The 14,440-nt window shown below is 41.2% G+C and carries 17 protein-coding genes; 2 read left to right on the top strand and 15 right to left on the bottom strand.

Translation table 11 applies throughout. From position 1 onward, the window contains the following. The first annotated feature begins 15 nt into the window (after positions 1-15). On the top strand, positions 16-723 hold the full coding sequence (gene rpiA, locus D3P96_RS03575) for a ribose-5-phosphate isomerase RpiA (RefSeq protein ID WP_244919057.1): 708 nt from the start codon (positions 16-18) through the stop codon (positions 721-723). Positions 724-784: 61 nt separating this feature from the next. Here the strand turns inward: rpiA and D3P96_RS03570 are convergent, their stop codons facing one another. The 15 genes from D3P96_RS03570 to D3P96_RS03505 all read right to left on the bottom strand — a co-directional run bounded on the left by D3P96_RS03570 (position 785) and on the right by D3P96_RS03505 (position 13,881). Then, positions 785-1,639 (bottom strand): metallophosphoesterase family protein, encoded by an 855-nt coding sequence (locus D3P96_RS03570; protein WP_124943024.1) that lies wholly within the window; start codon positions 1,637-1,639, stop codon positions 785-787. Positions 1,640-1,652: 13 nt separating this feature from the next. Further along, positions 1,653-2,504, bottom strand: coding sequence for a metallophosphoesterase family protein (locus D3P96_RS03565; RefSeq protein ID WP_124943023.1), 852 nt, complete (start codon positions 2,502-2,504; stop codon positions 1,653-1,655). Positions 2,505-2,645: 141 nt separating this feature from the next. After that, on the bottom strand, positions 2,646-3,761 hold the full coding sequence (folP, locus tag D3P96_RS03560; RefSeq protein ID WP_124943022.1) for a dihydropteroate synthase: 1,116 nt from the start codon (positions 3,759-3,761) through the stop codon (positions 2,646-2,648). A gap of 5 nt (positions 3,762-3,766) precedes the next feature. Beyond that, entirely contained in the window at positions 3,767-5,062 is a 1,296-nt protein-coding gene (locus D3P96_RS03555; protein ID WP_124943021.1) for a bifunctional folylpolyglutamate synthase/dihydrofolate synthase, read from the bottom strand. A 13-nt stretch (positions 5,063-5,075) separates the two neighbouring features. Further along, positions 5,076-5,636 carry a GTP cyclohydrolase I FolE gene (gene folE / locus D3P96_RS08450; RefSeq protein ID WP_244919056.1) on the bottom strand — a complete coding sequence of 187 codons (561 nt, stop codon included), beginning with the start codon at positions 5,634-5,636 and terminating at the stop codon, positions 5,076-5,078. Between the two features lie 14 nt (positions 5,637-5,650). Further along, entirely contained in the window at positions 5,651-6,142 is a 492-nt protein-coding gene (gene folK, locus D3P96_RS08445; protein ID WP_244919055.1) for a 2-amino-4-hydroxy-6-hydroxymethyldihydropteridine diphosphokinase, read from the bottom strand. Between the two features lie 6 nt (positions 6,143-6,148). Further along, a complete protein-coding gene (gene folB, locus D3P96_RS03545) occupies positions 6,149-6,511 on the bottom strand; it encodes a dihydroneopterin aldolase (protein ID WP_124943020.1) in 363 nt (120 codons plus the stop codon). Positions 6,512-6,671: 160 nt separating this feature from the next. Continuing rightward, a complete protein-coding gene (locus D3P96_RS03540; RefSeq protein ID WP_244919054.1) occupies positions 6,672-7,097 on the bottom strand; it encodes a GtrA family protein in 426 nt (141 codons plus the stop codon). 2 nt (positions 7,098-7,099) lie between these two features. Next, positions 7,100-8,104 carry a glycosyltransferase family 2 protein gene (locus D3P96_RS03535; protein WP_124943019.1) on the bottom strand — a complete coding sequence of 335 codons (1,005 nt, stop codon included), beginning with the start codon at positions 8,102-8,104 and terminating at the stop codon, positions 7,100-7,102. Positions 8,105-8,288: 184 nt separating this feature from the next. After that, the gene (locus D3P96_RS03530; protein ID WP_124943018.1) at positions 8,289-9,641 is read right to left on the bottom strand and encodes an APC family permease; all 1,353 of its coding nucleotides are present in this window, start codon (positions 9,639-9,641) and stop codon (positions 8,289-8,291) included. Between the two features lie 73 nt (positions 9,642-9,714). Further along, positions 9,715-10,542, bottom strand: coding sequence for a glycosyltransferase family 8 protein (locus tag D3P96_RS03525; protein ID WP_432422544.1), 828 nt, complete (start codon positions 10,540-10,542; stop codon positions 9,715-9,717). A gap of 42 nt (positions 10,543-10,584) precedes the next feature. Further along, a complete protein-coding gene (locus D3P96_RS03520) occupies positions 10,585-11,418 on the bottom strand; it encodes an HAD-IIB family hydrolase (RefSeq protein WP_185696078.1) in 834 nt (277 codons plus the stop codon). An 83-nt stretch (positions 11,419-11,501) separates the two neighbouring features. After that, positions 11,502-11,975 carry a threonine/serine exporter family protein gene (locus D3P96_RS03515; RefSeq protein WP_124943015.1) on the bottom strand — a complete coding sequence of 158 codons (474 nt, stop codon included), beginning with the start codon at positions 11,973-11,975 and terminating at the stop codon, positions 11,502-11,504. Positions 11,976-11,977: 2 nt separating this feature from the next. Then, entirely contained in the window at positions 11,978-12,754 is a 777-nt protein-coding gene (locus tag D3P96_RS03510; protein WP_185696077.1) for a threonine/serine exporter family protein, read from the bottom strand. A 206-nt stretch (positions 12,755-12,960) separates the two neighbouring features. Next, positions 12,961-13,881 (bottom strand): ADP-ribosylglycohydrolase family protein, encoded by a 921-nt coding sequence (locus tag D3P96_RS03505; protein WP_124943013.1) that lies wholly within the window; start codon positions 13,879-13,881, stop codon positions 12,961-12,963. Positions 13,882-13,994: 113 nt separating this feature from the next. Here D3P96_RS03505 and D3P96_RS03500 point away from each other — a divergent pair, with 113 nt between their 5' ends. Further along, the gene (locus D3P96_RS03500) at positions 13,995-14,420 is read left to right on the top strand and encodes a DUF2507 domain-containing protein (RefSeq protein ID WP_124943012.1); all 426 of its coding nucleotides are present in this window, start codon (positions 13,995-13,997) and stop codon (positions 14,418-14,420) included. Positions 14,421-14,440 lie beyond the last annotated feature (20 nt).

Below are 14,440 nucleotides of genomic sequence, written 5' to 3'. Positions count from 1 at the left end.
AGCGTTACACATAGTATGACTGAGAGGGAAATGATGATGGTTAATGCTGGAAAAAAGCAGGCAGCGCTTGCTGCAGTAGATTATGTGCAGGATAACATGGTTGTGGGCTTGGGAACAGGTAGCACAGCGAAGTTTTTTATCGAGGGATTAGCTGAACGTGTGCAACAAGAAGACTTACAGAATATCACGTGTGTCGCGACTTCAATCGCGTCTGATGAATTGGGACGCGCACTTGGGTTACATGTCGTTGCCTTGGATGAAACTGATGGCATCGATATCACCGTGGACGGTGCTGATGAAGTCGACCCCCAATTAAATGGCATTAAAGGTGGCGGTGCTGCCCTCTTTTACGAGAAAATCGTGGCGAAAGCTTCGCAAAAGAATATCTGGATTGTGGATCCATCTAAGCAAAGTCCGCGTTTGGGCACCCAGTTTAAGCTGCCGATTGAGGTTTTGCCTTTTGGCAGCCATCACGTCTTTAATTATTTGACCGATTTGCACCTTGATCCGCACTTCCGCGTGAATGCCGATGGTCAGTATCTCCTCACCGACTCAGCGAACTACATTATTGATGTTGATATCTCTGATGTATCTGACTTGAAAGCCCTTGGTGATGAGTTGATTCAACATACTGGCATCGTTGAACATGGCCTTTTCCTTGATATCTGCGATACTTTGATTGTCGGAACTGAGCCGACGACGATTTTAAATCGTATAAATTAAACAAAATCAGCGCAAGCCAATGTGGCTTCCGCTGATTTTTTTGCTTAGAAACACAAACCTATTAATTTTGGTGCTGGTTCAGGAAAGACTGCAACTCAGTCGCATAATGGCCATCTGGGTCAAACTGTTTGAGATAGTCACTATCATTGGTGTGGCTAATTCCTGACTCAAGGAGTTCCTGATAGAGTTCGTAGTATGGTAAGTTAGCCGTTTGGGCCCGCTTTAATTCAGTTGCAATATCATAAGCGACCTTACGAAAATCAATTTCAGGCATCCCCTGATCATCGAGCGTTAAAATTGCATATTGTGCCCGCCGGTCAGCGTTCAATCTTGGGTGCGTAAAGTATGGTTCCCCGACTGCCCCAGGATTGATAATGAGGCGATCATCGGTACTGTAACGCAATAACTGGTGATGCACGTGCGCATAAATGGCGATATCAATTGCGTCACTCGTAAATAGTGGCGTAAAAGCATTCGCATCAGTTGCAACTTCAAGGTCACGACCACGGGCAAGATCAGGTAAGTTATGGTTCAAGCTTAACGTTAAGGGCCCTTGCTTTATTTCAGCATGGATTGGCGCCTGTTGCATGATGGCTAAGTGTTCTGGGGTGAGATGTTCAGCTATATATTGCCCCACGCGACCAAGATATACCCATTTTTGGGTCGTTAAATCAATCGTTTCAGGTGCATTTAAAACTGGTAAAAAGCAATCAGTGTCCCAATTACCATTCAGAAAAATTGTGGTATGGACCTCATTGAGTAAATCAAAGAGCACATCAGTGGCCGGGCCTGGGCCAAGTAAATCACCTAAAAACCATGACTCATCAACATTGCTGCGTTTGATGTCTGCCACGACAGCTTCTAAGGCTGTTTGATTGCCATGGATATCTGAGATAAGTGCAATGCGTTTTGTCATATGTACTCCCTTCCTACTTACCTTGTTTAACCATGTATGACTTTAATTGGTCAACATAGTGGTTGTCCGCATTAATTTGATGGACCGGTTGCATGTAGACTTTTTCTGGTACCGACTGAGCCAAAATTTGTCGGTAGATTGAGACGTATGGTAACCCCATCGCCTCAGCTTGTTGCAACATAGGTTCAGGATCATAGGCTACTTTTTGATAAAGGATATCTGCAATTCCGGTATCGTCAATCGTTAGAATGGCATATTGCGCACGACGGTCTCGATTAGCTTTTTTGTGTTTTGAGTATGGACGACCAACGGAACCAGGGTTGACCACCAGCTGATCACGACTACTATAGCGGAGGACTTGGTGATGGATATGTCCATATATCGCCATATCCTGATTTGGCTCAGTAAATAACGCATCGAAGGCGGCGCCATCAGCGGCATAACCTAAGGCTGGTCCATAATTACGATTAGGTAAATTATGGGTTAAGCCAATGTTTAATGTATTAACAGATTTAAAATCCTGCTGTTGCATCTTGCGCATCCGTTTGATGTTATCGGGAGATAAACGTTCCGCGACAAATTTAGCAAGGACTGCTTTATAGACACCGGAATCCTTTTTGGTATTAATTTGGGGATGCGCTGAAATAATGTTTAAAATACGGTCATCCCAGTTTCCACGAATCATGACGGTCGTATTTGCAGCATCAAGGAGCTCAAATAAATCATCCCCGCCTGGTCCAGGTAAAAAGAGATCACCTAAGAACCAGCTTTCTTGAATATGGTTGGCTTTAATATCGGCGACAACCGCTGCCAAAGCCGCTGAATTGCCGTGAATATCAGAAATTAGTGCAATTTTGTGACGCATATTGGAATCCTTTCTGATGGATTGTATTTCTTTCAATCGAATCTAAGCGATGGTATCGCTTTCTCACAATTTTATCATATACCTATCATGGGACCTGCGCAATAAAAACCGCCAGTTAACAACGTAACTAGCGGTTTTAGGTTAGGCTAAATAGCTTGCGGTAATACTATCAAGTAATTGTCGCATTTGCGCAGTTTCTTCAACATTATGGACACGTAAAATACGATTACCATCAGTGTAAAGGAGTGCTTCCGTAATTAAGGTCATCGTCACACGGTCGTCCTTAGCTAAGCCAAGTAACTTTTGAAGATAGCTCTTATTTGAAACGGCAGCCATGACTGGCAAATGGAATTGATTTAATTGTTTGATACCATGCATTAGACCTAAATCGTTGTTTAAATTACCAACAGTTGAAAAACCAACGCCGGGATCAAGTGACACACGCTTTAAGTCAATTCCCGCATCTTTGAAGGCATTAATTTGGCTAGTGAATGTGTCAATAATATTAGCGTAACTAATGGGTTCATCCATAAGACGACGATTCAACATGCTAACCATCCCCACTTTACTATCGTGCATTAGGGTTAACTTAGCGGAATCATCTGTAAAGCCATTAATATCATTAATAATATCAACGCCAGCATCAATGACAGCACGCATAACGTCAGGCTTATACGTATCTACAGCAATCGCAATATCTGGGAAGGTTTGTTGGATAGCCTTGATGAACGGCATAATCCGATCAATCTCCGCTTGGCTTGAAATTTCTGTATAACCAGGACGGGTTGATTGTCCACCGACTTCAATAATGTCAGCCCCTTGTTCAATCATTGCTGAAACATGCGCCATCACGTCATCCATATTGAAGTATTGCCCACCGTCATAGAATGAGTCCGGTGTTGTATTTAAAATGGCGTACACAAGCCCAGAATGCGTTAAATCATACGTATAGCGTCCAGCTTGCCAAGTAATCGCATGTTCTGACTGAATCTTTTGCAAAGAATCAAATGCAGGTTGATCGGCCAGCGCTTCAATAAACTGTGATAAAGCTGAACCATCAAAAACGCCAATTAAGCCTGTATCCGTTTCAGTTGTATTGACATAGAATTGCTGACTTAAATCATTTAAGCGTTTACGTTGATCAGCATCTAGCTCATCAAAAGTAATCACAAATTCTTGATTTAATGTTGCTTGTTGGACGAGCAAACGCTCACCACTATTTTGTACATTTTGAGATGTTAACACTTTAATCTGCATATCGCTTACTCGCTTTCTTTTAACGCTGCGCGCACTTGATTAATTAAATAAAACGAACCGGTAACAATAATGGGATGCGGACAATTGGCCAACCCTTGGAAGGTGGTTGTTAAGTCAGATGAGATGTGAACGTCGGTTACGCCATGGGCCTTAAAACTGTCAGCCAGGGCTTGTTTAGGCAAGGCCCGGTCGGGATTATCAGGACTCGTGATTATGAAATCAGCGTTTAACGTCTTCAAAGCATCAATGGCATCACTATAATCTTTATCCCGCAAGAAACCGACGATGATGGTGTAGCGTTTTGTCGTGCCCAATGTATCGACCAGTGCTTGAATCCCATCAACATTATGCGCGCCATCAATGATAATTTCAGGCTGTTCATGAACCAGTTCCATCCGACCGGCTAAGGTGACATCAGCTAAAGCTTGAGTCACAGTAGATAAACTAATCGTTTCCAACGGGTTTTCTTGGTTAAAGGCCCCCAGCCATGTTAATGCTGTTTGTAAATTGTCGATTTGATAAGCACCAGCCATATTGAAGGTAATCGCGGGTGACTGGTGTTCAGCAGTACTTACCTGAATAACGGAGTTAGTTAATGATTCAGTTTGCACGGTAATGCGGTATGGGGAATCCTCAATAAATGCCGCATTGCATGCCGTAGCTGTTTGTTTTAAGACAGCAGTCACATCCGGTTGTTGCTTTGGATAATTGATCACTGTGGAATCCGGATCAATGATTTTTGACTTGGTTTGTGCAATTTCAGGTAAAGTGTCACCTAAAATTTGCATATGGTCTAGGGCAATTTTCGTGAAAATCGTATAAGCACTAACACCCAAAGCATTCGTAGCATCAAATTCTCCACCTAACCCACACTCATAGATCGCAACGTCAACGTCTTCGTCGGCAAAATAAAGCACACTGATGATAAAGAAAGTTTCAAAGATAGACAAGTCAGCCTGAGTCAGACCCTGATGAAAGAGCCCACGTTTGAAATGCGCATAACTTTTTAGAAAAGCAGCCTCGGACATTGATTGACCGTTGATTGAGACTTGATCTAAATCATCATACATGGCAGGACTCACAAAATGGCCGACCTTTTGCCCACTTGTTTGTAGGATTTCTGAAACGATGGCACCAGTTGAGCCCTTCCCATTCGTCCCACAAATATGGATGTTCATGGGCTGCGCTTGGGGATGATCGAGCGCATTTAAAACACCGTGCAGCAACCCAATCCGGTCAACATCAGGGTCATATTTCATTTGGCGAGGAATGCTGGCCAATATCTCTGAGTAAGTTGTCATGTGGCTATCACTCCTATTGTTTGAGTGTGTCTAAGAATTCTTGACGCACGTTCTGTTCTTTGAAGACACCCCGATAAAATGAAGTCTTCGTGACGCTATTGGATTTATTAACCCCACGCATTTCGACACACATATGGCGAGCTTTGACAATAACACCAACACCAGATGGCTCTAAGATATCCATCAGGGTTTGACCAATGGTACTGGTGACCGCTTCTTGTAAGGTTGGCCGTTTGGCAGCATAATCAACTAAACGCGGAATTTTACTTAAGCCAATCACTTGACCATTTTGTGGGATATAGCCGACTGAGACTGTGCCAAAAAAAGGAAGTAGATGATGTTCGCACATTGAGTAAAACGGAATATCGGCAACCGTAATCAGCTCCCCATTGATGCTATCATCGGTTTCAAATAGTTTATAGGCCTCAAAGTTGGGTTGTTCAAGAGAACTAAAGACTTCCTCATACATATTGGCGACCCGCTTGGGCGTTTCTTGAATACCTGGACAATCAGGGTCTTCACCAATTGCTTTAAAAATATTTCGAACACTGGCTTCAATTAATTCGTGATCCATGAAAGACTCCTTATTTATGACGTTGCTTCGATTTTAGCAATGTATTGTTGCCCAGCTAAGTCTATAGCAGCTTGGGTCACTTGTTGATAACGGGGATGCGTTGGATTTAAGACATCGAGTAAAGGTACGAGCACAAACAACCGGTTGAACATTTCGCGATGCGGAATGTCTAGACTTTGGGTCTGCAACGTCACATCATTGTACAGTTCGATGTCTAAATCTAAAGTACGTGGTCCCCAATGCACCGTACGGACGCGATGATACTTTTGTTCAAGCTCATGCAGAACATCAAGTAAGGCCTCGGGTGTTAGCGTCGTGCCAATTTTAATAACAGCATTGACGAATTGGTCCTGATCCACATTACCGACGGGGTCCGTTTGGTATAGTGGTGAGCGTGCCAAGACTTGAATGTTGGGATTGGCATCCAAATCAGCAATGACTTGGCGTAGTGTTGCTTGTGAATCACCCATATTACTACCAAGGCCGATATAAGCAATGTTTTCCATATGCCCTTACCCCACTAGTTCAATTTCAGCACTATCTAAAATACCGTTAATCGGTAGATTATGTTTTTTAATGCGGACATTAATCTGCTCAATTTCATTTGGAAATTGCTGGTGAATTGCTTGAATCATTTGTGCGGCCAGGGTTTCAATTAATTTGATTTCATTTTTAGCTGTGGCCATGGCGGTCACTAGGTCATAAACATCACCGTAATTCACGGTTTGTGTTAAATCATCACTGAGATACGTCTCAAGCGGACGGTCAGGCAACGTCAGGGTTAGATTAACTGTGATATCTTGTCCGACCTCTCGTTCAGCAGGATAAAAGCCAATGTAACTATGGAACTGCATATCATTTAATTTAATTTTCAAAATTCAGCATCCTCGATTATTTGATTTATATTAAATTCTACAACAAATATTGTGAAAGTTGAATGCTTTAGCATCGAATTGTTCGCATTTAGCATTTGGAAAAGCGTGAAGACAAAAGAAAAAAGCGATAAACACGATAATTGTGTTTGTCGCTTTTTGATTAATCATGATCCTTAAAGACCATAACCTTACTGAGAACATAATTTAAGATTACGACAACCACATTGTCGATAATCTTCCAGATGAATGGGTTTTGCCCCAATAATTGAACCCCAAACCAAATAATCGCCATATCAACTAACAAAGTTGATAAACGTGAAAGCGTGAATGAAGTTGCCTCTTTACCAATTTCCTTAGGCGTGTGGGCAGTTGAATGGAAAACCCACTTGCGATTCGTGAGATAAGCGAAAATAACAGCAACAATCCAAGCCAAAATTGTGGCAATTTGAACGTTCATACCAAAATAAATGCCGACACTATAAACCACAAGGTTAATAACAGTGGTTAATACCCCGAAAATTAAGTAAATAATGATGTCTTGGTATTTTTTAAACAAGGCGGCAAGCTTTTCCATTAATTCTGACATCTTTAAATGCCCCCCATTCCATCATCCAAATGCTTTTCAGCTTGCTTATCATCAAAGTCTTCATTTGAGAGCAAGTTATCTTGAATGACATAACGTGGACGATCCTTGACTTCGTTGAATATTTTACCAATGTATTCTCCAAGAATTGAAATACCAATCAATTGGAAGCCACCGATAAACCAAAGTGAAACCATTAATGATGACCAACCCGCGACAGTATGTCCAGTTAGTTCACGATAAAAGGCGTAAATCACCATGCCGACTGCGATGAACATGCTCAAGATGCCAACGACTAGGATAAAGCGCATTGGGGCAACTGAGAATGATGTAATGCCGTCCCAGGCAAAGTTAATCATTTTCTTTAGTGGATACTTAGATTCGCCAGCTTCACGTTCTTTACGGGCATAGTACACAACGGTACTTGGGAACCCCACGCGTGGGACGATACCACGTAGGAACAAATTGTGTTCCTTGAATTCAAGCAAATGATCTACAGCACGTTGAGACATCAAACGATAGTCGGCTGCATCAGGCACCATTTCAACGCCTAACTTGCCCATAATCTTATAGAACATTTCGGCTGTCCCACGTTTGAATGCTGAATCTGTCTCACGTGAGTTACGCGCACCATAGACAATATCATAGCCATTGGCATTTTCAGCGACCATTTTTGGAATCGCATTGACGTCATCCTGTAAGTCCGCATCAATCGTGACAAAGATATCCCCATAATCACGCGTAGCAGTTAAACCAGCAATAAGGGCATTTTGGTGTCCATAGTTTCGGCTGAAGTTAATCCCAGAAATGTGATCATTTTTAGCAGCAGCGTCTTTAATAATTGACCATGTCTTATCAGCAGAACCATCGTTAACGATGACAAGCTTACTGGCTTTGTCGACCTTGTTTGTTTCAATTAAATCAGAAAGTACACCATCTAAAACGTCTAGGGTTTTAGGTAAGGCTTCCTCTTCATTGTACGCTGGTACAACAATCATTAAGCGTTTCATTAGTATTTCCACCTTGTAATCAATTTATATCCAATAATTGTATTATTCACGAATAATAAGTGTAACACAATTTCAGATTTTTAAAAAGTGACACGCAATCTGGACATCTACCCCATTATATCGGCTTTAGGTCAGCAAAATGCAAAATAAAAAAGCATTCCAAAGTATGGAATGCTTTGATGATTTATGATTTATTTGTCCCATTGCGGTGTTGCATGTAGAAGTATACTGGCAAGCCGAGCAATGTTAAGCCAATTCCGATCAAGGCTAATGTGAGTTGCGTCATTAGTGTTGAAACAAGAATGAATACACCACTCAAAATCGCAATAATTGGAATCAATGGATATAATGGCACCTTGTATGGTCGTGGCAAATCAGGTTCGCGACGACGTAAGATGATGACACCAAGGAAAACCAGTGTGTAGAACATCCAAATCACAAAGACCAGCATGTCGGTTAGCATATCGAAACCACCAACGAACATAAGGGCAATGGCTAAGGCAAGTTCAAACAATCCAGCAATGTAGGGCACTTGGTTTGCGTTCAACTTTGTCAAATACTTTGAGAAAGGCAATTCGCGTTCTTCGGCCATCACATATGGCAGACGCATTCCAGTTAAAGTATAACCGTTCAACGTTCCGTAAATGGAAATCAAAATTCCAATGGTAATTAACTTACCACCCATATCACCAAAAATCTTGCTGGCAACGTCCATTGCAGCACTTTCATTTCCAGCCAAAGCATTCAATGGCAAAGTGTGCATGAAGACGAAGTTAACTAACAAGTAGATGACCATCACCCCGATGATTCCCCCGGTAATGGCACGTGGCAAATCACGTGATGGGTTTTTCATTTCACCCGCGATGTTTCCAACGTGAATCCAACCATCATAAGCATACATCGTTGCAAGTAATCCAGCTCCCATGGCCGTAATGAATCCACCTGTTCCAGGTCCGGCTGTTACTGGCAACAAGCTAACGTGGACCCCACCAGGTTGTAACAAACCAAACACAACAATTAATGCCAATGGAATTAATTTGAAGATCAGGGTAATTGATTGGAAAGTTCCAGCAATCTTAGCGCCTAAGAAATTGATTAATTCGACTGAAATCAGCGCAACTGCACCAATTGGAATAATCAATTTCGCATCTAAGTGGAACAAATTAATTAACTGTGTTCCAAAGATAATCCCTTTCGCAGCAATACTTGCCGGGAAATAAACGATAACTTGCGCCCAACCCAGTAAGAAACTTGGTAGTTTACCGTAAGCACGTTCAATGTAAACAAGCATCCCACCCGTTTGTGGCAAAGCGGCAGCAAGTTCGGCACCAGTTAACCCAGCACAAAGACTAATCAAACCACCTAAGAGCCAAACCAGCATTGACATACTGGTTGAACCAGTTACTTCAGAGACATTTGACACTTTGAAGAAAACACCAGCACCGATAACGGTTCCCATGACAGTGGAAATCGCTGATGCTAAGGTCATACTACGTTTGAGCCCTTTTGGGGTTGCTGTAGCGTTATCATGATTCATGTTATTTTACCTACATTCTTTTTAATCAACAATTTAACTATTATAGCTAATTTTCATTAACGTGGCAATATCATTACTTATTATCATCCAAGGTCAAGTGCATATAATGTTTATAAATAAAATTATATTTATCATTTGGATTCTTGGCTTGCCATGGCTTATTTTTACCACAGTAATGTAAGAAGACGGTGTTCTCAGCCACCCAGCTTGGGGTGTATTCCCCATCACTTACGATTTGATAAGTTAAATCTTTACGCACATCGTAGTTGTAATAGTTATCAGGAACAGGCATGATATCGTCCCCATATAATTTATTAAGGACATCTTGATCAGGTAAGAGTAAGAAATTTTTATATTCGTCGATGAATTTAAAGATATCACTTGGGTGGACCTTTTCGCGAATTAAGGCCAGGTTCATCAACAATACTCCAGAATTGTAGTAGTTATCCAAATCTGTATCCAAACGAATCTTATTGACCGTACTCGTTAGGTTTAAAGCATCAGCATGCATTGATGCAGCGTAGAGGTAACCCGTTAAATCTGTTTCGTAGAACGGGGTCATATCATTGAGACACAGGATATCGGCATCAAGATACAGAATCTTATCTAGGTCGGTTGGTAAATACTCATGGGCCAATAGACGGAAATAGATTGACTTGGGATAGCGTTTTGAAACGGGTGCCTTTGAGAAGTCATGTTTATCAATCACGATGGGATGGTAATCTATATCGTATCGATCAAAGAAAGCATTTAATTGCTTAGCCGTCTTGAGGGGCTCCTCTTGCACGATATAAACATGATAGTGATTATCTGATTGTGAGTTCGCATAAATCGAATACACTGTGGTCATTAGTTGTGTTGTGAAATTTTCGTCAATCGAAAATAATAGGTTAATATCCATTTTGGCCTCATTCATTTTAAACCCATCCGAATCGGCATGTGGTTATTTAAGTTTAATATTTAATGTTCGGATGATGGTATCCAGTACACCATCATGATTGTTATCAGCAATTGCCTGTGGGAAATGGTCTTTGATATAGGTATCCCCATTTGGCATTGATTTTGGTTCAGCAGCATATTCGAGCATTTCTAAATCATTAAAGCCATCACCAAAAGTCATGAGCTCTGATGCTTCAAGATGATAAAAATCAAGTAAATAATCGAGCCCAGTTGCCTTATTGACATTTGCGGGGATGACATCGATGGCGCCATAGCCCGAAGTGGTGGCATGGTAAGCTTCCGCAAATTCCGAATTCACCATAGTGATGAATTGGTTAGCTTCATCCGGCGCAGCACTAAAGATGACTTTAACAATGGTTTCATCTGCTGGAATATCTGAAATGCGATCAATATACTTCAACTTGGGGAAATACCATAAGATATCGTCATAGAGATCCCCCACCTCAATATAATCGCGGAGCATATAAGAATCATGGACACCATTAAAAATAATGCCATGACGGAAATGCATATTTTGCCCTTCAATCAAATCTTGAATGATTGGCAAATCAGGAGCTTTAAAATGGGCTTCACGGAGTTGTTGCCCCGTTCGCGTTGAAACTTGGGCGCCGTTATTCATCACATAGTCAAAACGTCCTAGAAATGGTGCGAAAATTTGGTCAACCAAGGGTTGGTCATTACCAGTTGCAATGACAAAATGCATGTCATGCTGGTCAAAATAGTCCAAAAGTGCGGCAAATTTGGGTTCATTGACTTGGCGTTGGTCATTAAAAAAAGTGCCATCCAAATCAGTTGCAATCATTTTAATATCAGTCACGGGCTGCATCTCTCCGATTTCTTGGTTTTCTATCTCATTTCATTTTAGATGAAAAAAAAGCCGGTGTAAATAACACCGACTTCTTAAAATGACTTTGTTTGACGTTGTTGTTTTATTTTCCGGTAGAATTGCATGATGATGGGTAAGGCTAAATTCATCGTTAACATACTTCCGTAAATGCAGACTGATGTCTCAACGAAACCAGCAGTATTTGTAATGAAATCACTCAAGTCTAGTTGGAACAGACTCCAAATCATTTGATAAAGTTTTTGCCCTGGGAAATATGGGACTAATCCAGGTACTAGTAGAATAAAGGCTGGAATATGGTACATACGGGCTGCAAAAAAGCACAGCGTTGTGACACTGGCGACCCCAAAAGCAATTCCGTAATAAATATTATGCGTTAACGCTGAAGCAATGAGATTTGGGATGTAACTAACTGCCCCAATGGTTCCAGTGATGGCTAATGAACGATTGGGGGCTTGAACAGTCATCGCAAACCCAATCGAGGCGCCAAAAATAAGTACAAATTTAAATAAAATGTCTAAAATGGCCATAACTACCTCCAAATGGTAAAGACGAGTAAACTACCCAACACCATCGTGAAGGTTAGAATCAAGGCACTAAGCAAACGTTGAGGTCCACTAATCAGATTACCATCAAAAATATCGTTAATGGATGTCGTTAATTGCACCCCAGGTAGCAATGGGAAAAGTGCCCCGATAATGATGTTGTTGAATTCAGGCAATGGCACGACAAGCATGATCAGACGTACCAGAATTGTAATGATTGCTGCAACCATTAATTCACCAATAAAGGGTCGATGTAAGGCAGCATAAATTTTTGTTACCAAATACATACCCAATGTTCCAAATAAGCCAGCTAAAATGCTCGCCACGAAACTTTGGGTAGCTAAATAGGTTAAGGTGCTACTTAAGAAGAAACTTCCGATATTCGCCTTAGTTAGACTAGTCATAGGTGTCTTACGGAGTGTACGTAAAGCCGAATAAAGTTCCTTTAAGTCTAGTTCACGCGCAACAAACGCCCGTGATAGTCGGTTGATTTCATCAATCTTGGTTAGATTGATCGATTTCACATTTGTTTTTTCAACAAGAACCAGTGGCTGCATCTCTTCGTCGGCAGGGTCATTGGCTGTGATAATAATAAGGGTACTCGTGACATAGGATTCAATGTCATCGTTCCCTGCTGAATATGTATTCGAAATATATTTAACAGTGTCATCAATCCGTGCTAATTCAGAACCGTTTTCCATTAGAATTTGGCTAGCTAATAGACAGGTTTTCGCAAGGAGTAACTGTTGTCGATCTTGTCCCATTCCGATTATGCTCCCTTCAAGCGTGGTTTTTGATTGATCAATATTATGCTGATGAATCAGGATGGACAAATATGCCCGATAATACATTTAAGGCTCAGTTAAGAACTCTGCCAAGTATATCCCATTTATTGAAAAATTAGTGTATCAATTTAATTAAAAAACTGCCATTTGGGTCATTAAAATGACACAAAAAGCAGTTCGTTGTGTTAATTAAAAAGTTCGAGACGCTGAAAACGATACGAGCGGTTACCAATGTTTAAAATCCGTTTAATCAGATTTGTCCCATTTTTTGGTAGATTAGCCATCGCATCAACTTCAACCGGATACAAAATGCCGGCAGTTGTTCCCACTAGCGGTAATAAACTACTTGGATCCCCATTTAACTTAAGCGTCAACGCCAACGCACTTTCATAAGAATCTGAATTTAAAATAATCCAGATGCAGGCAGTTAGCGTATCGATGGCTAAGTTTGAAGCCGTTAAAGACTCAATATTACTATTTTTAAAATCTGGCGTATTGAGCTGATCAAAGTTGATCAGCGCATCCTGGAAAATTCTGTGTTTTGAATAATAGTCATAAGCCGTATCAATGGCCGTTTCTAATGCATCAACGGGTTCTTCCCCTGCCATCAATTCATTTACAAACATGGCATAGATGCCATTCGTAATGAGAGCGGAAGGTTGATTATGCGTGAGACCGGTAATTTGATGCAACGTTAGCATCGCCGGATCATCAACAACAAAGTCATCGCCGTATTCAGTATTTAAAAACAAAACGACGGGCATAATGCGAAGCAAAGCCCCATTGTCCACGACTTGTTCTTGGTGGCTACCAGAAGAAAATGGGTCATGGTTAATCATATAGTGTTCAATTGAACGGATCGTCGTACGATCACTCATTTGAACACTACGATCAGCCGTATAGTCACCACGGGCATACCAAGCAGTGAACTGATCCATTAAATGACTCAGATTATAACCACGTGATAAACTCGAAATGGTGGCTAATGTCAACGAAGAAGCTGAGCTCCAGTCGGTTGTTTGTGCGTCATCGAGGTGTTCGGCAAAGCAATCTGCATTGACCAAACCATAAGTTGTATTCGTTAAGGGTGTCTGAGATTGATTCATGATTACCTGATTCCTTTCACAGGCAGTAATTTTAACATGGATGTAATATGTTGGCAAATTGCTTGAAATGCTATATACTTGAGTATATTCATTTTCAAATTAAGGAGTGCATTATGGACGAGTCAGTTCAATCACCAGAAACAAACACATTTGCCCTAACGGTGCTAAGAGATCGTTTATTGCCAGATTTATTACAAGAAGACGAATCAAATATTTTGTACTGGGCCGGTAAAGATTTGGCGCAACGTGAAGAACTTAGTAGTATTACAGCCATTGAACTCTGCTTTAATCGTATCGGATTTGGTAGCTTGAAAGCAATGAGCCGCCAAGGAACTGAGTTGAAGTGGGAACTTAGTGGACCCATTGTTTTAGCCCGTCAAGCTGAACGCAAAACACCTAGTTTTTACCTTGAAGCTGGTTTTTTGGCCCAAGCCATTGAAGCTATTTCAGGTACTGGTGTTGAAGCACAAGTTGAGACGAATGAGCGCGGTGTCGTTTTCACCGTGTTAGCTGAACAAAGTTTAGATCTACCAATTTAATGACAGCAAATAAAAATACC

Source organism: Weissella viridescens (assembly GCF_003862435.1).
In the GTDB taxonomy this organism is placed as follows: domain Bacteria; phylum Bacillota; class Bacilli; order Lactobacillales; family Lactobacillaceae; genus Weissella; species Weissella viridescens_A.
This window is presented reverse-complemented; position numbering and strand designations above follow the sequence as displayed.